Annotated in this window: 13 protein-coding genes; 8 read left to right on the top strand and 5 right to left on the bottom strand. The window is 71.5% G+C overall.

Features of this window, described 5'->3' with window-relative positions:
- Positions 1-13 precede the first annotated feature (13 nt).
- The 4 genes from ACLJQE_RS27275 (at position 14) to ACLJQE_RS27290 (ending at position 9,394) form a co-directional block, all read left to right on the top strand.
- Positions 14-2,848 carry a hypothetical protein gene (locus tag ACLJQE_RS27275; protein WP_410642237.1) on the top strand — a complete coding sequence of 945 codons (2,835 nt, stop codon included), beginning with the start codon at positions 14-16 and terminating at the stop codon, positions 2,846-2,848.
- Positions 2,849-3,346: 498 nt separating this feature from the next.
- The gene (locus ACLJQE_RS27280) at positions 3,347-8,350 is read left to right on the top strand and encodes an NAD-glutamate dehydrogenase (protein ID WP_410642238.1); all 5,004 of its coding nucleotides are present in this window, start codon (positions 3,347-3,349) and stop codon (positions 8,348-8,350) included.
- The gene (locus ACLJQE_RS27285) at positions 8,347-8,766 is read left to right on the top strand and encodes an acyl-CoA thioesterase (RefSeq protein WP_410642239.1); all 420 of its coding nucleotides are present in this window, start codon (positions 8,347-8,349) and stop codon (positions 8,764-8,766) included. Before ACLJQE_RS27280 ends, ACLJQE_RS27285 begins: the two co-directional genes overlap by 4 nt.
- Complete coding sequence (locus ACLJQE_RS27290) at positions 8,759-9,394, top strand: hypothetical protein (protein ID WP_410642240.1); 636 nt, start codon at positions 8,759-8,761, stop codon at positions 9,392-9,394. Before ACLJQE_RS27285 ends, ACLJQE_RS27290 begins: the two co-directional genes overlap by 8 nt.
- 106 nt (positions 9,395-9,500) lie before the next feature.
- Here ACLJQE_RS27290 and ACLJQE_RS27295 read toward each other — a convergent pair whose 3' ends face one another.
- The 3 genes from ACLJQE_RS27295 to ACLJQE_RS27305 all read right to left on the bottom strand — a co-directional run bounded on the left by ACLJQE_RS27295 (position 9,501) and on the right by ACLJQE_RS27305 (position 12,527).
- The gene (locus ACLJQE_RS27295; protein WP_410642241.1) at positions 9,501-11,048 is read right to left on the bottom strand and encodes a glycoside hydrolase family 13 protein; all 1,548 of its coding nucleotides are present in this window, start codon (positions 11,046-11,048) and stop codon (positions 9,501-9,503) included.
- Positions 11,048-11,431, bottom strand: coding sequence for a globin (locus tag ACLJQE_RS27300; protein ID WP_410642478.1), 384 nt, complete (start codon positions 11,429-11,431; stop codon positions 11,048-11,050). The genes ACLJQE_RS27295 and ACLJQE_RS27300 overlap by 1 nt, the downstream gene beginning before the upstream one ends.
- Before the next feature lie 109 nt (positions 11,432-11,540).
- Entirely contained in the window at positions 11,541-12,527 is a 987-nt protein-coding gene (locus ACLJQE_RS27305) for a mechanosensitive ion channel family protein (RefSeq protein ID WP_410642242.1), read from the bottom strand.
- Between the two features lie 358 nt (positions 12,528-12,885).
- On the opposite strand from ACLJQE_RS27305, the gene ACLJQE_RS27310 reads away from it, so the two are divergent.
- Positions 12,886-13,383 (top strand): HNH endonuclease, encoded by a 498-nt coding sequence (locus tag ACLJQE_RS27310; protein WP_410615091.1) that lies wholly within the window; start codon positions 12,886-12,888, stop codon positions 13,381-13,383.
- 128 nt (positions 13,384-13,511) lie between these two features.
- On the opposite strand, the gene ACLJQE_RS27315 is transcribed toward ACLJQE_RS27310, so the two are convergent.
- Positions 13,512-13,883, bottom strand: a complete 372-nt coding sequence (locus ACLJQE_RS27315) for a hypothetical protein (RefSeq protein ID WP_410642243.1) — start codon at positions 13,881-13,883, stop codon at positions 13,512-13,514.
- A gap of 278 nt (positions 13,884-14,161) precedes the next feature.
- On the opposite strand from ACLJQE_RS27315, the gene ACLJQE_RS27320 reads away from it, so the two are divergent.
- The 3 genes from ACLJQE_RS27320 to ACLJQE_RS27330 all read left to right on the top strand — a co-directional run bounded on the left by ACLJQE_RS27320 (position 14,162) and on the right by ACLJQE_RS27330 (position 16,107).
- A complete protein-coding gene (locus ACLJQE_RS27320) occupies positions 14,162-14,416 on the top strand; it encodes a hypothetical protein (protein WP_410642245.1) in 255 nt (84 codons plus the stop codon).
- Positions 14,403-14,891, top strand: coding sequence for a DUF5130 family protein (locus ACLJQE_RS27325; RefSeq protein WP_410642246.1), 489 nt, complete (start codon positions 14,403-14,405; stop codon positions 14,889-14,891). Before ACLJQE_RS27320 ends, ACLJQE_RS27325 begins: the two co-directional genes overlap by 14 nt.
- A gap of 430 nt (positions 14,892-15,321) precedes the next feature.
- The gene (locus ACLJQE_RS27330) at positions 15,322-16,107 is read left to right on the top strand and encodes a hypothetical protein (protein ID WP_410642479.1); all 786 of its coding nucleotides are present in this window, start codon (positions 15,322-15,324) and stop codon (positions 16,105-16,107) included.
- Positions 16,108-16,207: 100 nt separating this feature from the next.
- On the opposite strand, the gene pepN is transcribed toward ACLJQE_RS27330, so the two are convergent.
- A complete protein-coding gene (gene pepN, locus ACLJQE_RS27335; RefSeq protein ID WP_410642480.1) occupies positions 16,208-18,775 on the bottom strand; it encodes an aminopeptidase N in 2,568 nt (855 codons plus the stop codon).
- Positions 18,776-18,902 lie beyond the last annotated feature (127 nt).

Here is an 18,902-nt window from a genome sequence, read left to right on the forward strand (position 1 = left end):
GGCGGGTTTCCCCGTGGAAGCCAGCAAACAGCACCGGACGGGCCCGTTCTCCCGAGTGGAGGGCGGGCGCTCCGTCAATGCCGGGGGAACCCTCTCCGCAGTCGGACGGCTGATCGAGCGGGCGGACGCGCTGCACCTGCGCGCGCCGGAGCTCGCACTGGTCCTCGGTGAGCGCGCAGCCGCGCTGGCCGAGGCGGCCAGTGCCGACGAACAGTGGGTCCGGGCCGAGAGCCTGGTCGTGTCCGCGCGCGTCCGGCTCGGGATGCGGCCGGGCACCGTCGGGCGCGCGGTCGCGGCGTTGCGCGCGGCCGAGCACGCGGGCTACGGCGACATCGCCGCGCGGCTGCGCATCGACCTCGCCGTCTGCGCCCGCAGCCTCGGCGTGCCGCTGACCGGGCTCGCCGCGTTGCGGCCGGTCCTCACGGACCCGGTGGTCTCGCCGGTGCACCGCGCGGCCGCGTTGTGCCACCTGGTGGGCTGCCTGGGCCAGCTCGGGCGCAAGTCGGAGCTGGACCGCGTGCTCGTGGAGGCGGACAAGCTCGTCGTCGGCGACGCTTCGCTGGGCGCCGACACCCAGCTGCTGGTGCGGGCGCTGCTGCGCGTCGGCACGGCCGCCCACCGGCGGCGCCACGGCGATCTAACGGCGGCGGCCGACGCGGCCCGGACCGGGCTGGGGTTCCTGGAAAAGCTCGACAACCCGGCCGACGACGGCGGCCTCGTCCGGATCCGGCTGGTGCTCCTGCTGGTCAGCACGTTGCTCGACCGCGGCGACGCCGAAATGGCGTACGAGATCGCGGAGCCGGTGCTGGCCGAGCCGGTGCGCGCGGCGGGCGTCGCCCCGATGGGCTGGCTGCGGCTGGCCGTCGCGACGCGGGTCCACCTGCCCGCGGGGGCGGGCGAAGCGGCGATCGAGCTGGTCCGCGAAGCCGTGGCGAGCACGGACCGGCACGGGTTGCCGTCGATCACCGCGCGGTTGTGGCTGGAACTGGCTCAGCTGCAGGAGCGGTTCGGGCAGGCGGAGGAGGCCATCGCGTGCCTCTACCGCTCGCGGGCGGCGGAGCAGCTGCACGCCAGGGCCCGGCGGCAGGCGTGCAGCGTGCTGGCCGGCGAGTTCGGCAGCGGGGAACCGGCTTCGGTCGATCTGGACGAGGTGCTGAAGGCGGTGCCGTCGCGGCCGGTTCCGGTCGCGGCCGGGGCTCCGACGCTGGTCGTTCCGGCTGCCTCGACAGCGCCCGCTGCTCCCGCGGCATCCACTTCGCCCGCTGTCCCGGTCGTCGCGGCGGAGCCGGTTCCGGGGCCCGAGCCGCGGACGCCGGCGTGGTCGTTCGGGCGGGAGGAGGCGCCATCGCGGCCCGAGCCGCGGCAGCCGGCACCGGCGTGGTCGTTCGAACGGCCACGGGTGACTGCGGACGCGGCCGAGACGACGTTGATGCCGGCGGTGCGGGACGAGCCCGCCTCGCCGCGGCCGGAGCCTCGGGTACGCCCGGAGCCGGTCGTGGTGGAGCGACGCCCGGAGGCGGCGCCGGCCCGGCCGGAGCCGATCGAGGTGCAGCCGGGACGCTCGGAGCCGCGGCCGGAGCCGGTTGAGTTTCGGTCGGGGCCGGGCGAGTCGCGGTTGGCGCGTGGGGTGGGCCACCGGGCGGAGTCTGTTGAGGCGCGGTCGGTGCGTGAGCCGGAGTTCCGGTCGGGGCCGGGCGAGTCGCGGTCGGGGCGTGGGGTGGGCCACCAGTCGGAGCCTGACGAGTCGCGGTCGGCACGGCGGGCGGGCCACCGGGCCGAGTCTGCTGAGGCGCAGTCGGTGCGTGAGCCGGAGTTCCGGTCGGAGCCTGGCGAGGTGCGGTCGGGGCGTGGGGCGGGCCACCGGGCCGAGTCCGTTGAGGCGCGGTCGGTGCGGGAACCGGACTTCCGGTCGGAGCCTGACGAGGTGCGGTCGGCGGATCACCGGGCCGAGCCCGCCGAGCCGCGGTTGGCGGAGCGTGGGCGGCAGCCGGAGGCTGAGCCTGGCGAAGTGCCGTCGCGAGAGCCGGAGCGCCGTTCGGAGCCGCCGCGGGCCGAGCGTGAGCGGGAGCCGGACTTCCGGTCGGAGCCTGACGAGGTGCGGTCCGCGCGGGAGCCCGTCGAGACGGTGCCGTCTGGTGAAGCCGGCAAGACCAAGTTCTCCTGGGCCGCGCTGGCCGAATCCCGGCTGCGGGAGACCGCCGCCGAGCGGGATTCGGCGCCCACCCGCGTCACGCCGGCCCTGCCGCTCGCGCCCGAGCCCGCCGCCGAACGGGAGCCGTGGGCAGCGGAGGGGCGGCGGCGGAAGGAGGAGCCGCCACCGTCGACGCGCCACGACGCCGAGCACGGCTCGGTGGCCGCGCGGTCCGTGCTGGACCGCCTGGGCATTTCGTCCTCCGGGGGCGCCGGCCGCCGCCGCCGGGCGGAAGACGCCGGCACTCCGCGTGCCGGGGAACCGGCCCGTCCGGAGCCGGAGCTCGCCCCGCCGCCGCGGCCGGAGGACGAACCACCGTCGGTGCCGGGCCACCGCGACGAGGCGGAGCCGTGGTTGCCGCGGCTGCGGATGCCACCGTCGCTGGAGCCGATGGAGGACTTCGGCCACTGGACCCCGGCGACGGCGCCGTTCCCGGAGAGCTACGCCCGCGCCATCGCGGAGGACGAGCCCCCGCCGGACGCCGGGCTCGCCGACTTGCTCGCCCGCGCACTGGCCGAGCACCAGGCGGGCACGGCCAGCGCGGCCGCACTGGTCAAGCAGCTCGATTCCGAGAACACGGGCCGCCGCAACGGCCACGGCCGCAACGGCCACGGCGCCGAGGTATCGGACTCCCGCGGCCACCGGTTCCGCGACTGACTCGCCCGCCGGGACCGCACCGTGCCGGCTGACGCTGACGCGTTCGCTCGCAGGCCGCCGGCGCCGGTTCCGGCCGGGACCGGCTCCGGCCCCCCGGCGTACCGGTGCTCTGGTCACCTCCCAGTCGGTGAGACACCTCGTTTCGTCGCCGACTCACCGTCGGCCCGCCGCGGCCCCCGCCGGGCCGCTTCGGCGTCGCCGACCGGCCGACACCGCTCGCCGAACGGTGGTGGGCCGCCCGAGCTGAACCGATCATGTTGACCTCCCCGTCAACGCAACCCGCCTGCCATGGCTGGTCACAGCTGCGCACGCCCCCGCAACGCAACCCGTCAGTAGCTTGACCGATCCCGCAAATCCCCTGCCCCGGAAGGGTTTCCGCGCGTTGGGGAACCTTCGGGTCTTCCTGCGATCCCGGATCGCGGCGCATTAGTGTGGGGTGGCCGGCTCAACGCCGAACCGGCGCGGTGCCACCTCACGCAAACTGGAGAGTTGCCTCAAATGAGCTCGACCGGAGTCTCGTCCCTACCCGGAACCGGAGCCGACGCCGAACCCGAATTCGGCGCTCCGCGCTCCTCGGCCAGCCCGGAGCAGATCAGGGACGACCTGATCGACTCCGCCGCCGGGCTGGCGCCGGAGATCGGTGAGCTCATCCGGCTCTACTACCGGCACCTCCCGCCGGAAGAGATCGTCGGCGACGAGCCCGTCAACCTGGTCGGCGCCGTCCGCTCGCACCTGCAACTGGCCAAGCACCGGATGCCCGGCCGCCCGGCCGTGCGGCTGCTGAACCCGACCGTCGCCGAAGACGGCTGGGCCCGCGAAGCCACCGTCGTGCAGGTCGTCACCGACGACATGCCCTACCTGGTCGACTCGATCGCCGCGGAGTTCGCCCGCGACGGGGTGCAAGTCCAGCGGATCGTTCACCCGATCGTGGTGGTCAGCCGCGACCTGACCGGTGAGCTGCTCGAGGTCCACCCCGAAGCGGACCCGGCCGAGCCGCCCGCGAACTCGGCCGCCGAGTCGTGGATGTACATCGAGATCGACTTCGTCACCGACCGCAACCGCGCCCGCGAGCTCGACAACCGGCTCGCCAGCGTGCTGGGTGACGTCCGCGAGGTCGTCGAGGACGCCGAAAAGATGGCCCAGACCGCCTGCCAGCTGGCGAGCGAACTGGAGACCGACCCGCCGAAGCTGCCCCAGTCCGAGGTCGCCGAGGGGGCGCGGCTGCTGCGCTGGCTGGCCGACGGCCACTTCACCTTCCTCGGCTACCGGCGTTACGAGCTGATCGAGAACCCGAACCCGAACCCGGACTCCGAAGAAGACACCGCGCCCGCCCTGCGCGCGGTTCTGGCCTCCGGCCTCGGCGTGCTGCGCCAGGACAGCCTCGCCGCCCGCGGTCTCACCGCCGGCCCGGACACCGCCGCCACCGCCCTCGCGCCGACGCTGCTGGTGCTGACCCAGGCGAGCGCGCCCTCGACCGTGCACCGGCCGGTCTACCCCTACTACGTCGGCGTGAAGACCTTCGACGCCGACGGCACCGTCACCGGCGAGCACCGCTTCCTCGGCATGTTCACCACGACCGCGCTGCACGAGAACGTCCTCGACATCCCGGTCGTCTCCAAGCGGGTCCGCGAGGTCATCCACCGCGCCGGCTTCCCGATCGAGTCGTTCTCCGGCCAGCGGATGCTCGAAATCCTGCAGAACTGGCCGCGCGCCGACCTGTTCTCCGCCGACACCGACTCGCTGTACTCGACGACGACCGGCGCGATCACGCTGTCGGACCGCCGCCGGCTGCGGCTGTTCCTGCGCCGCGACCCGTACGGCCGCTTCTACTCCTGCCTGGTCTACCTGCCGCGCGACCGCTACACGACGCGCTCGCGGCTGGCGATGCAGGAGGTGCTGCTCGAAGAACTCGAAGGCACCCAGCTCGAGTACAGCGCGCGGATCGGCGAGACCGTCCTGGCGCAGGTGCACTTCGTCGTGCACACCGACCCGGCGCGCCGGCTCGAGCCGGACACGCTCAAGATCCAGGACCGGCTGAACGACGCCGTCCGCACCTGGGACGACCGGATGGTCGAGGCCGTCCTCGACGAACGCCGTGAGCGCGCCGACGGCGGTGTCGCGGTCGGGATCGTCGGCGAAGAGTCGGCCACGGAGCAGGGCCAGCGCTTCGCAACGGTCTTCCCCGAGGGCTACAAGGAGGACTTCACCGCCGAAGAGGCGCTGGCCGACCTCCGCGCGCTCGACTCGCTCACCGACGAAGGCGACCTCGCGCTGTCGTTCTACCAGCCCGCCGTCTCCGGACCGGGGGAGCGGCGCTTCAAGCTCTACCTGCGCGGCGAAGGCGTCACGCTGTCGAAGGTGCTCCCGGTGCTGCAGGCCATGGGCGTCGAGGTGGTCGACGAGCGGCCGTACGAGCTGCACCGCGAGGACGGCGGCGCGTGCTGGATCTACGACTTCGGCCTGCGCGTCGACCAGAAGATGCTCGACGAGTCCGACGAGCACGCCGTCGAGGAGCTGCGCGGCCGCTTCCAGGACGCCTTCGAGGCCGCCTGGCGCGGCGACGCCGAGGTCGACGGCCTCAACGGCCTCGTCCTGCGGGCCGGGCTCACCTGGCGCCAGGCCGCCGTGCTGCGCGCGTACTCGCGGTACCTGCGCCAGGCCGGCAGCGCGTTCTCCCAGGACTACATCCAGAACACGCTGCTGAACCACACCCAGGTCGCGACCAAGCTCCTGCGCCTGTTCGAAGCCCGGTTCGCGCTCCACCTGTCCGACGCCGACCGCGAGGCCGCGGCCGAAGCGCTGGCCGCCGAGCTGAACGCGATGATCGACGAGGTCACCAGCCTCGACGAAGACCGGATCCTGCGGCGCCTGATGGCCGTCATCCGGGCCACCCTGCGGACGAACTACCACGTCACCGGCACCGACGGGAAGCCACGGCCGTACCTGGCGATCAAGCTCGACCCGGCCGGCGTGCCCGACCTGCCCGAGCCGCGGCCGAAGTTCGAGATCTTCGTGTACTCGCCGCGCGTCGAGGGCGTGCACCTGCGTTTCGGCGAGGTCGCCCGCGGCGGCCTGCGCTGGTCGGACCGCCGGGAGGACTTCCGCACCGAGATCCTCGGCCTGGTCAAGGCGCAGGCGGTGAAGAACGCGGTGATCGTGCCGGTCGGCGCGAAGGGCGGCTTCGTCGTGAAGCGCCCGCCGGCCCCGAGCGGCGACGCGAGCATCGACCGCGACGCCCAGCTCACCGAGGGCATCGCCTGCTACCGCATGTTCATCTCCGGCCTGCTCGACCTGACGGACAACCGGATCGAGGGCAAGACCGTCCCCGCACCCGGTGTCGTCCGGCACGACGCCGACGACTCCTACCTGGTCGTCGCGGCCGACAAGGGCACCGCGAAGTTCTCCGACATCGCGAACGAGATGTCCGCGCAGTACGGCTTCTGGCTGGGTGACGCCTTCGCCTCCGGCGGCTCGGTCGGCTACGACCACAAGGCCATGGGCATCACCGCGAAGGGCGCCTGGGAGAGCGTCAAGCGGCACTTCCGCGAGCTGGGCAAGGACACCCAGACCGAGGACTTCACCGTGGTCGGCATCGGCGACATGATGGGTGACGTCTTCGGCAACGGCATGCTGCTGTCCGAGCACATCCGCCTGGTCGCGGCGTTCAACCACATGCACGTCTTCCTCGACCCGAACCCCGATGCCGCAGTGACCTACGCGGAGCGGCGACGGCTGTTCGACCTGCCGCGCAGCTCGTGGGACGACTACGACCGCGCACTGATCAGCGAAGGCGGCGGGATCTACCCGCGCACGGCGAAGTCGATCCCGATCAGCCCGCAGGTCCGCGCGGCGCTCGGCCTCGAGGACGGTGTCACCGCGCTGGCCCCGATGGACCTGATCCAGGCGATCCTGCTGGCGCCGGTCGAGCTGCTGTGGAACGGCGGCATCGGCACCTACGTCAAGGCGGAGAACGAAACCCACCAGGCGGCCGGCGACAAGGCCAACGACGCCATCCGCGTCGACGGCAAGCAGCTGCGCGTCAAGGTCTTCGGGGAAGGCGGCAACCTCGGTCTGACCCAGCTCGGCCGGATCGAATTCGCCTCGGGCGGCGGCAAGATCAACACCGACGCGCTCGACAACTCGGCCGGCGTCGACTGCTCCGACCACGAAGTCAACATCAAGATCCTGCTCGACCACCTCGTCCAGACCGGCAAGCTGGAGCGCGAACAGCGCAACGAGCTGCTGGAGGAGATGACCGACGAGGTCGGCGCGCTGGTGCTCAAGGACAACTACCGGCAGAACGCCGTCCTCGGGGTCAGCCGGGCGCACGCCGCGCCGATGGTCTCGGTGCACGCGCGGCTGGTGCAGGCGCTGGTGTCCGCGGGGGCTTTCGACCGGAAGCTCGAAGCGCTGCCGAGCAACTCGGAGTTCCGCGAGCTGGAGAAGGCGGGCAAGGGCCTCACTTCGCCGGAGCTGGCGACGCTGCTCGCCCACGTCAAGCTGGAGCTGAAGGACGAGCTGCTGGCCAGCGACCTGCCTGACTCGAAGGTCTTCGCCGCCCGGCTGCCCCAGTACTTCCCGAAGCCGCTGCGCGAGCGGTTCCCGGACGCGATCGGCGAACACCCGCTGCGCCGCCAGATCATCACCACGATGATCGCCAACGAGGTCGTCGACGGCGGTGGCATCTCGTTCGTCTACCGGCTGATGGAGGAGATGAACGCGACCGCGACGGACGCGGTGCGCGCGTACGCGGTGGTGACGCAGGTGTTCGACCTCCCCGCCCTGTGGAAGGAGATCGACGCGCTCGACAACGTCGTGCACACCGACGTCGCCGACGAGATGGTGCTGGAGACGCGGCGGCTGCTCGACCGGGCCGCGCGCTGGTTCCTCACCAACCGGCCGCAGCCGCTGGCCCCGCTGTCGGAGATCAAGCGCTTCGGCCGGGTGCTGGGCAAGCTCGTCCCGAAGATCGGCGACCTGCTGCGCGGCCGCGAGGCCGAGTCCGTGCAGGCGCACGCGGACGAGCTGATCGACGCACGCGTGCCCGAGAGCCTGGCCCGCCGGGTGTCGCTGCTGCTGCACACCTTCGGCCTGCTCGACGTCACCGAGGTGGCCGAGCTCGCCGAGCAGCAGATCGGCGTGGACGCCACGCACAGCCCGGCCGAGACGGCGGAGCTGTACTACGCGCTCTCGGCGCACCTGGACATCGACCAGATGCTCACCGAGATCAGCAAGCTCGAACGCGGCAACCGCTGGCACGCGCTCGCCCGGCTTTCGCTGCGCGACGACGTCTACGGCTCGCTGCGGGCGATCACGCTGGACGCGTTGCGGCACAGCGATCCCGGCTCGTCCGGTGACGCCAAGATCGCCCAGTGGGAGAAGACGAACGCGTCCCGGCTGCAGCGGACACGCGTCGCGCTCGAAGAGATCACCAAGTCGGAGCGGCTCGACCTGGCGATGCTGTCGGTGGCGGCCCGCCAGATCCGGAGCACGGTTCGGTGACCTACGTTGCGCACGTCCGCCCGCGCTGGACGGACATGGACGTCTACGGCCACATCAACCACGCGAAGCTGGTGACGCTGCTGGAAGAGGCGCGCATCCCGCTGTTGTTCAAGGGCGCCGCCGAGGCGGGGCTCGAGCAGCTGCCGAAGGGCATCGTCGTCGTGCGGCTGGAAGTGGCCTACAAGCGGCCGATCGTGGTGTCGGGGCAGCAGCTGCGGATCGACATCGACCTGACCGAGCTGCGCGCGGCGAGCTTCACCCTCGCCTACCGGGTCCGCGGCGGGCCGTCGGAGGACGACCCGGTGGCGGTCACGGCGGAGACGGTGCTGGCGCCGTACGACACGGTCGCGCTGCGGCCGCGTAGGCTCACCCCGGCCGAGTCGGAGTTTCTGAAGCAGGGGTTCGCGGATGCCTGAGTTGTTCGTGCCGGATGCGGCCGACCGGGAGACCCTCGGGGCGTTCGTCGCCCGCGCGGTCCGGCTGGACGGCCAGACGGCCGTCCGGCTGCGGCAGCGCGGCGACGGCGTGGTCGAGGCCTGGACGGCGACGCCGTTCGAGTGCCTGGCCACCCGCGCGGTGGCCGGCGACGTCACCCCCGGCGACGTCACGGTGTCCGGCAACGAGCTGCTCGCCGCACTGACCGTGGCGGGCGGCCCCCGGATGGACCCGGGCCCGGCCCGCGACCTGCTGTGGCACGGCGAGCTGCCGCCGCCGGGCCGCTGGCCGCTGATCGACGAGCTCCCGGCGCGGGTGGTGTCCGAGCTGGCGGACCGCGGCGTGACGCTGGCCAGGGACAACGCCGGCCCGCACGGCAACCCACCGGCGTCCCTGATGGACCAGGCGGTCCTGACGGTGAGCGGCGACGCGGTCGAGGTCAAGGTCCAGATGCGCTGCCTGTTCGCGATGTCCGGGATGGGTTTCGTGGATTCGGACGTGCCGGGCGACGTGGTCCGCGTGACGGCAACGGACTCCTGGCTGCGCCTGGACGCCCGTTACGGCGCGATCGTGCGGCGCCGGCACGCACTGCTGCCACTGCTGTTCTGACAGCCGGTCGAAAGCGCCCCAATGTGGCCTTCGGTGCGTTCAACGCACCCAAGGTGGCCTTCGGTGCGTTGAACGCAACCAAGGCCACATTGGGGCGCTCGGGCCGTCAGACCAGCCAGGCGGCCGAGTCGGCGGGCAGCTTGCCGTCCACGAGCGGGCTGCTGGACAGCAGCACTTCACCCGGCGGCAGCGCGATCGGCGAAGCCGACGTGTTCAGCGCGCACACCAGCCCGCCGCCGCGTCGCCGGAACGCGAAACACCCCGCCGGCGCGCCGTACCACTCCAGCTCGTCGCCGCCGAACGCCGGGTGCGTCTTGCGGAGCTCGATCGCGGCGCGGTACAGCGACAACGTCGAGTCCGCGTCCTCGATCTGCTTCTCCACCGTCAGCCCGGCCCATTCCGGCGGCATCGGCAGCCACGTGCGCGGGTTGCGCGAGAAGCCGAACGGCGGCAGATCGCCCTCCCACGGCAACGGCACCCGCGAAACGTCCCGCCCGTACTCGGCCCCGCTCGTCTTCGCGCGCGGGTCGGCCATGTCCGCCGGGGCCAGCTCGACGTTCGCCAGCCCCAGCTCTTCGCCGTTGTACAGGTACACCGCGCCCGGCAGCGCCAGCTCGACCAGCGCCATCGCCCGCGCGCGGCGCACGCCGGCGGCACCGCCGCCGTAGCGGCTGACCTGCCGCCAGACGTCGTGGTTGCCCAGCGTCCAGGTCGCCGGAGCGCCCGTGCGGGCCGGGACGGCCAGGGAGCGCTGGATGGCCGTGCGCATGGCGTCGGCGTCGAAGTGGGTCAGCACGAGGCGGAAGTTGAACGCCAGGTGCAGTTCGCCGGGCCGCAGGTAGCGAGCGAGGCGCTCCTCGTCGGTCACCCAGATCTCGCCGACCGCCATCGCGTCCGGGAATTCGTCGAGGACCTTGCGGATCATCTGGTGGATCTCGTGGACGCCGTCGTGGTCCCACCGCGGGTCGTAGTAGTGGCTCGGCCCCAGCGCGTCGGCGCGCGGGTCCATGTCCGGCAGGCCGGGCGGCTTGGCCATGCCGTGCGCGACGTCGATGCGGAAGCCGTCGACGCCGCGTTCGAGCCAGAACCGCAGCGTGCGTTCCAGGTCGGCGGCGACCTCGGGGTTGGCCCAGTTCAGGTCCGGCTGCTGCGGCGCGAACAGGTGCAGGTACCACTGCCCGTCGGGCACGCGGGTCCACGCCGGGCCGCCGAACGCGCTGACCCAGTTGTTCGGCGGGTCTTCGCCCTTCGGGCCGACGCCGTCGCGGAAGACGTACCGGTCGCGTTCCGGGCTGCCCGGCGCGGCGGCCATCGCCGACTTGAACCAGGCGTGCTGGTTGCTGGTGTGGTTGGGGACCACGTCGACGGTGACCTTGATGCCGCGCTTGTGCGCCTCGGTGAGCAGCACGTCGAAGTCGCCGAGGGTGCCGAACATCGGGTCGACGTCCCGCGGGTCGGCGATGTCGTAGCCGTGGTCGGCCATGGGCGAGCGGTAGAACGGCGTCAGCCACAGCGCGTCGACACCCAGCAGCTCCAGGTAACCGAGCCGGGAGTGGATGCCTTCGAGGTCCCCGACGCCGTCACCGTCGGAGTCGGCGAACGAGCGCACGTAGACCTGGTAGAAGACGGCGTCCTGCCACCAGGCCGCCCCCATCAGACGAAGCTGTTCATCATGCTGTGCGCGGCCATCTCCAGATAGGCCCAGAGCTGCCCGCGGTAGGGCTCCTCGAGGTTCTCCTCGTCGACGGCGATCCGGATGCACCGCAGCCAGGCATCCCGCTCGAGCGGCCCGATCTTGAACGGCCCGTGCCGCATCCGCAGCCGCGGGTGCCCGCGCTGGTCGGAGTAGGTGTGCGGGCCACCCCAGTACTGGATGAGGAACAGCCGGAACCGCTCCTCGGCGGGTCCCAGGTCCTCTTCGGGGTAGAGGGGGCGGAGGATCTCGTCGCGCGCGACCTCCTCGTAGAAGCGCCCGACGATCCGGCGGAACGTCGGTTCGCCGCCGATCGCTTCGTAGAGGTTCGCCGGTTCGCTCACTGCAGACACGCCTTCCATTTTGCCCTTGGGGTGCGGGTTCCCGACGGCCGGTCCACTCGGTTCCGGTTCGTCGCGAACCCGCTCCCCAGCGTAATGGCGTTCGCGGCCGCTACTTCCCCGCCGCCGGGCTCGCGGGCGGGAACAGCCGGCCGAGCGGCGGCTCGAAGCCGGCTTCTTCCAGCGCCGCCAGCAGCTGGGCACGCAGGGCGCGCTGAACGGCCCACTGCTTGCCCGGCCGCACCTTCACCGTCAGGCGCAGCTGGAGGCCTTCCGGTGTGACGCTTTCCACACCCAGCAGCTCCGGCGGCTCGAGGACGTTGTCCTTCAGCGCGTCACTCTCGGTGGCCTTGGACGCCGCGGCCGAGAGCACCGTCGTCGCGCGTTCGACGTCGGCGGTGTAGCTGAGCGGGACGTCGACGAGCGCCACCGCGAAGCCCTGGCTCGAGTTGCCGACGCGCAGCACCTCGCCGTTGCGGACGTACCAGACCGTGCCCTTGACGTCACGCAGCGTCGTGATCCGCAGGCCGACGGACTCGACCGTGCCGGACGCTTCGCCGACGTCCACGACGTCGCCGACGCCGTACTGGTCCTCGACCATCATGAAGATCCCGGACAGGAAGTCCTTGACCAGGTTCTGCGCACCGAACCCGATCGCGACGCCGATGATGCCCGCCGAGGCGATGATCGGGCCCAGGTTGATGCCCAGTTCGCCCAGCACGAGGATGAACGCCAGGCCGTAGACCAGGAACGTCGACAGCGACTTCAGCACCGAGCCGATGGTTTTCGCGCGCTGGCGCCGCCGTTCGATGACGGCGGAACCGAGCACCTCCGGGGCGCGCTCGCGCAGCGGGCGCAGCATCGACGGCAGCTTGCCGCCCGTCTTGGGCAGCGTGGTGACGCGGTTGATCAGCCGTCTCAGGAGCATCCGGATCACGAACGCGATCACGATGATCATGAGGATCTTGACCGGCTTGGTGATCAGCCAGTTCGCCGAGCCCGCCAGCCACTCGTTGTTCGTCACCTTGAACACCTGGGCGCAGAACGTGCTGGGGTCCTTCAAGCACGGCGGGGGGTCGGCGGGGAGCAGGGGAAGCACGGGGGTTCGTTCATCCTTCCGATCGGGTCGGGCACCCCAACGCCGAGTGGATGTTGGGTCGCGCGGATGTGACACGTCTTGTAACACACGTGCGCTGGGGGCCTGTTCTGTGGTCGACTATGCCTACGCCCCTGGAGGTGGTCGAGTGCCAGACCGACAACCCAGCCCCCGCGGCGTCTCCGGCCAAGCCACGGCCGACGAGGCGCCAGAGGTGGTTCTGCGTGCCTATCCGGGGGGGTCCGCATCCGGCGGAACCGTCCCGGCCGGGCCGGGGACCCGCCCAGGGGGAGTGACCCGCCCGCCCGGACAGCGTAGTAGAGGCCGGGATCCGGCTGCCCCGGCCTGGGGCCGGCGCCGGGTGCTCCTGCTCAACGCCACGTTCGAGCCGCTGACCGCGTTGCCGCTGCGGCGTGCGGTCGTGCTCGTGATGTGCGGCAAGGCCGAAGTGGTCCACGGTGACCCCGGCGGGACCGAGCTGCATTCGGCGAAGGTTTCGCTGCCGGTGCCCTCCGTGATCCGCCTCAGCACGTACGTGCGCGTTCCGTACCGCGCGAAGGTCCCGCTGACCCGGGCGGGGCTCATGCACCGCGACCGGTACCGCTGCGCCTACTGCGGAGGGCGGGCCGAGACGATCGACCACGTCGTCCCGCGCAGCCGGGGTGGCCCCCACAGCTGGACCAACTGCGTCGCCTGCTGTGCCAAGTGCAACCACCGCAAGGCGGACCGGCTGCTCTCGGAGATCGGCTGGCGGCTGCGCATCGTCCCACGGGCCCCGCACGGCCCGCACTGGCGCCTGCTCGCCCACTCCAAGGAGGCCGACCCGCTCTGGCGGCCGTATCTCGGCTCCGCCGCCTGATCCGTTCGGGGCCGGGTGGCGGAGCACCCCCGGACAAGCCGGCGCCCCGGCTGCCTGTGCGGCGGCCGGGGCGAGCCGGGTGCTTGCGCGAGGTGCTCAGGTAGTGCGCGCGGCCCTGGAGTACGGGGTCAGGCAGCGAGCGTGTAGTCGCTCTGGCAGGTGACGCGGGTGCCCATGGTGACCCGCGTGCCGCGGGTGACACGCGTGCCTCGCGTGACGCGGGTGCCGCAGGTGACTCGCGTGCCTGCCGTCACACGCGTGCCCATCGTGACGCGAGTGCCACGGGTGACCCGGGTCCCGCGGGTGACCCGCGTGCCCGCCGTCACCCGGGTGCCCATGGTGACGCGGGTTCCGGCCGTCACCCGTGTACCGCGAGTTACGCGTGTACCCCGCGTAACCCTTGTGCCCGCCGTCACACGCGTTCCGGGGACGAATTCGATGTCGCTCGGTGACGAGAAGGTCTCGGTGATCGCCTGTGCGGGCGTCTGGACGCTGTTCATGGCAGGGCCTCCTGGGACCGGTGCGTTACCTGCTGGGGCTGGGGAGCGGGGCGCAAGGCCCGTACAGGTGAAAAAGCTACGAGGATTTCAAGGTCCCGACAAGACGACAGCGGCGGGTGCGGCCGCCTGTACGTTGAGTTGCAACCTTTCGGCCCGACGGTCTTCGCCCCAACGTTCCAGTGGCCGCGAGCCAAGCGGCGGACGGCATCCGGCTTACGACGAACGGTCGAGTGCGCCGCGCGCGGTGGGTGCGAAGGTCATCCGATACGCTCAGCGCCGTGAACGTTGTCGAGACGATCGTGGTCTTCGCCGTGATCCCGCTGGCCATCTACGGCCTCGCCGGGCTGCTGACGCTCCGGCGCAGGTCCAGCGGTGCCCCGCGGCACCGGTCCGGCCAGGCCTGGGAGTACCCGGCCATGTGGTGGAGCGCCAACCCCGAAGGGGCGGGTACGGGCCACCGGCACGCCGGGATCGAGAACAGTGCGCCCGAGGGCGCCCCGACCGCGGCTGGAGGCGCTCGTGGCAACTGGTGAGCTGACGAAGCGCGTCGACGAATCCGAGCTGGGCTACGGCGAGGCGCTGACGGCGACCGGGCGGGTGTCCGCGGCGAGGATGTACGAGCCGGCGGCGCCGTCCGGGCCGTTCAACACGCGCCAGCTGGCCCGCCTCGACGAGGCCCTGACGTTCGCGAGCCGCGAGACCGGCCTGGACTTCAGCCTGTACCTCGGCGAGCTGGGCGAGGACAGCCGCGCGGCGGCGGAGAAGCTGCACGCGACCACGGCGGACCCGTCGAACTCGGTCCTCATCGCGGTCTCGCCGGGCGAGCGCAGGATCGAGATCGTCACGGGCAAGGCGGCGCACCTGCGCCTGCCGGACCGCGGCGCCAAGCTGGCGGTGGCGAGCATGGTGGCGTCGTTCAAGGAAGGTGACCTGGTCCGCGGACTGGTCAGCGGCCTGGCGAACGCGCTGCGGATGCTTTCGGACCAGGCGGGCCCCGCGCCCCGCTGACCCGGACCTGAAACGAGCCCCGCACCTCGGCTGAGGTGCGGGGCTCGTTCGTGTCCACCACCAGTCCCAAGCGCCCCAATGTGGCCTTCGGTGCGTTCAACGCACCCAAGGTGGCCTTCGGTGCGTTGAACGCACCCAAGGCCACCTTGGGGCGCTGGTGCGGCGCACGAACGGGGGATTACCGGCCGGAATGGGTGCGAACGGGCCGTTCGTGCCCTCGTCCGGCCCGGTTTTGTCGGACCCGGCGGGCATTCTCGGGCGCATGTTGAGAGGAAACTGGACCAAGCACCCACTCGTCGCCGGTCACCCGGACAACCCGGACGTCGTCCGCGTGTCCGACCTGGAAGAGATCGGCATGCCCAGAAGCAGCGTCTATCGAAGATGCCTGCCCGGTGGTCCATGGCGCCGGCTGCTGCCCGGAGTGATCTTGCTGCATCCCACGGAAGCCACCGCCGAGCAACGGCTCAGAGCCGGGCTCCTGCGCGGTGGTCCCGGAGCCATGATCACCGGCCTTTGGGCACTGCGGCGCCACGGATTGCATCAGGCGCCGGAGCCTGGCGACGTCCATCTCCTGGTACCTCACGAACGCGAGGTCACCAGCGCGGGCTTCGTCCTCGTCGAGCGCACCACCCGGATGCCGGGTGCCTGGACGAAGGAGGGATTGCCGGTCGCGCCCGTGGACCGGGCCGTGCTGGACGGGGCCCGGCGCATTCGCGATTTCGACGTCGTCCAGGCGATGCTCGCGGAGGCCGTTCAACGCAGGCGGTGTTCCGCCGAGCAACTGGATCGTGAACTGCGGCTGGGGAGCCAGCGCGGTTCCGCGATCCCCCGTCGAGCCCTGCAAGCGCTCCTGAACGGCGCCGAGTCGGTCGCCGAGGCCGACGCGTGGGAGGTCTGGAAGCTGTCCGGTCTGCCCGCAGCGGAATGGAACGTCCAGGTTTTCGACCGCAGCGGTGGCTTCATCGCGAAACCCGACGCCTGGTGTGAAGACGTCGCGTTCGCCTGGGAGATCGACTCTCGCACGTTCCACGAAAGCGGCGACTTCTACGCGGCGACCTTGGCGCGCAATGCGCGCTACTCGGCTGCCGGGATCGGCTGCCTGCAAACCTTGCCCAGCCGCCTCCGGACCGAGCCGGACAAGGTGATCACCGAACTCCGCGACGCCTATGCCGCGGCCTGTGCTCGCCCGAGACCGCCGGTCACCTGCCGTCCCTGATGTTCCAAGCGCCCCAATGTGGCCTTCGGTGCGTTCAACGCACCGAAGGCCACATTGGGTGCGTTCAACGCAACCAAGGCCACATTGGGGCGCTTGTCGGTCAGGACTGCGCGTCGAAGTCCCGCGCCGCCAGGGCGCGCACGATGCCCGCCCGGCCCTCGGAGACCAGCCGGCGCAGGGCCTGCGGGTGGTCGCCCGCCAGCCACTCGTCCGAGGCCGTCACCGTTCCCGGGTCCACCGCCCACGACGGGTACAGCCCGATCGCGATCGGCTGCGCGCGCTCGCTCGAGCGCCGCTGCCACACCTCGTCGATCACCTCGAAGTACTTGGCCACGTACGACCCGAGCAGGGTCTTCTGGCCCGGGTGCGAGAAGCCCGAGATGAGCGAGTCGCTGACCGCGTTCGGCAGCTCGTCGTCGTACACCGCTCGCTGCCACGCGTCGGCCTTGGCCTCCGTCGCCGGGCGCAGGGCCCGCGCGCGTTCCGCCTGGCGGCGGCCGGTCGCGGTGTTGTCGCGGGCCAGCTCCGCGTCGATCTCCTCCGCGCCCGCCTCGCCGTGCGCGACCAGCGCGTGCAGCAGCCGCCAGCGCAGATCCGTGTCGACGGTGAGACCGGACAGCGGTGCCGAACCGTCCAGCCAGCCCGCCAGCACGGCCAACGTGGCCGCGTCGAGCACCGACCCGGCCAGCGAGTTCACGAACGCCAGCTGGTGGTCCGAACCCGGCTCGGCGCCGCGGACCAGCTCCAGCAGCCGCGCGGTGAACGCCGGCCAGCCCGTCGAGGCCGCCCACTCCTGCTCCGCGTACGAGTTCAGCGCCGTCTGGGCCTGCAGCAGCAGCCGCTGGACCACGCCGACCTCGGTCTCGGTGTGGATACCGCGCTGCACCAGCGTGACGAAGTCGCGGGCCTTCAGCTCGGCCTCGCGGGTCATCTCCCACGCCGCCGACCAGCACAGCGTCCGCGGGAGCGGCTCGGTGATGTCGGCGATGCGGTCGATCAGCGTGGTCAGCGACGCCGGGTCGAGGCGCATCGTGCAGTACGTCAGGTCGTCGTCGTTGACCAGCACCAGCTTGCCCGCCGGCTGCCCGACCAGGTCCGGCACCTCGGTGCGCTCGCCGTCGACGTCGAGCTCGACGCGGTGCTTCCGGACGATCTTCCCGGTGGAGTCCTCGTCGTAGACGCCGACCGCGACGCGGTGCGTGCGCAGCTCACCGGCGCCCGGCTTCGCGCCGGACTGCACGACGGCGAACGACGTGAACGTCCCGTCCGCGCCGACCTCGTAGCGCGGGCTCAGCGAGTTCAGCCCGGTGGTCTCCAGCCACTGCGCGCTCCACCACGACAGGTCGCGGCCGGACGCCTCCTCCAGCGCGCCCAGCAGGTCGGCCAGCGTCGCGTTGCCCCAGGCGTGCTTGCCGAAGTACACCTTGAGGCCGTCGAGGAAGTGGTCCAGCCCGACGTAGGCGACGAGCTGCTTGAGCACGCTCGCGCCCTTGGCGTAGGTGATGCCGTCGAAGTTGACCTCGACCGCGTGCAGGTCGACGATGTCGGCCGCGATCGGGTGCGTCGAGGGCAGCTGGTCCTGCCGGTAGGCCCACGACTTCTCGATGTTCGCGAAGCTGGTCCACGCGTTCTTGTACTCGGTCGCCTCGGCCTGGGCCAGCACGCTGGCGAAGGTCGCGAACGACTCGTTCAGCCACAGGTCGTCCCACCAGCGCATGGTGACCAGGTCGCCGAACCACATGTGCGCCATCTCGTGCAGCAGCGTCTCGGCGCGCCGCTCGTAGGCGTAGCGGGTGACGCGGCTGCGGAAGACGTAGTCCTCCAGGAACGTCACCGCGCCGGCGTTCTCCATCGCGCCCGCGTTGAACTCCGGCACGAACAGCTGGTCGTACTTGGAGAACGGGTAGGGCGTGCCGAACTTCTCGTGGTAGAAGCCGAAGCCCTGCTTGGTCTCGGTGAACAGCCGGTCGGCGTCCATGTGCTCGGCCAGCGACGCGCGGCAGTAGACGCCGAGCGGGATGGTCTTGTGGTCGTCGGTGTACTCGTCACGCCACTCGGCGTACGGGCCGGCGATCAGCGCGACGAGGTACGTCGAGATCCGCTCGGATTCCTTGAACACCGTGCGGACGGCGCCTTCCGGCGTCTCCTCGGCGGACTCGACGACGGCGTTGGAGATGACCTTCCAGTCCTTCGGCGCGATCACCGTGAGCCGGTAGACCGACTTCAGGTCGGGCTGGTCGAAGCAGGCGAACATGCGCTTGGCGTCCGCCGTCTCGAACTGCGTGTACAGGTAGACGCCGTCGTCGACCGGGTCGACGAACCGGTGCACGCCTTCGCCGGTGTTCATGTACCGGCAGTCGGCGGTCACCGTGAGCTCGTTGGACCCGGCCAGCCCGGCCAGCGCGATGCCCTTGTCCTCGACGTACGCGCTGACGTCGACGTCCGCGCCGTTCAGGGTGGCCGAGTGCACGCGGTCGGCGACGATGTCGACCCACGTCGATTCGCCGGCCCGGGCGCTGGAGAACCGGACGGTCGTCGTCGACGCGAAGGTCTTCTCCCCGGGTCCGCCGTGGCCGTCGGTCAGATCGAGCTCGATGTCGTAACCGGTGACGTCGAGCAGATCCGCGCGCAGCTTGGCTTGGTCGCGGGTCAGGTTGGGGGCGGGCACAGGCACCTCTGGTCGTTGGTATCGGTTTTCAACTCCCCGCATCCAATCATGGGGACGGGGTGGCGGGCGATAAGGGAACAACCCCGCGTTTCCCGGTGTTGGCCCGCTGTGTGGGGGTCCGCCCACA

This window comes from Amycolatopsis sp. lyj-346 (genome assembly GCF_046548975.1).
Lineage (GTDB): Bacteria > Actinomycetota > Actinomycetes > Mycobacteriales > Pseudonocardiaceae > Amycolatopsis.

What these genes read in the sequence shown, in the direction of transcription:
- ACLJQE_RS27280 (WP_410642238.1), top strand. Translation starts at nt 3,347, where the DNA reads ATGAGCTCGACCGGAGTCTCGTCCCTACCCGGAACCGGAGCCGACGCC.
- ACLJQE_RS27290 (WP_410642240.1), top strand. Translation starts at nt 8,759, where the DNA reads ATGCCTGAGTTGTTCGTGCCGGATGCGGCCGACCGGGAGACCCTCGGG.
- ACLJQE_RS27295 (WP_410642241.1), bottom strand. Translation starts at nt 11,048, where the DNA reads ATGGGGGCGGCCTGGTGGCAGGACGCCGTCTTCTACCAGGTCTACGTG.
- ACLJQE_RS27315 (WP_410642243.1), bottom strand. Translation starts at nt 13,883, where the DNA reads ATGAACAGCGTCCAGACGCCCGCACAGGCGATCACCGAGACCTTCTCG.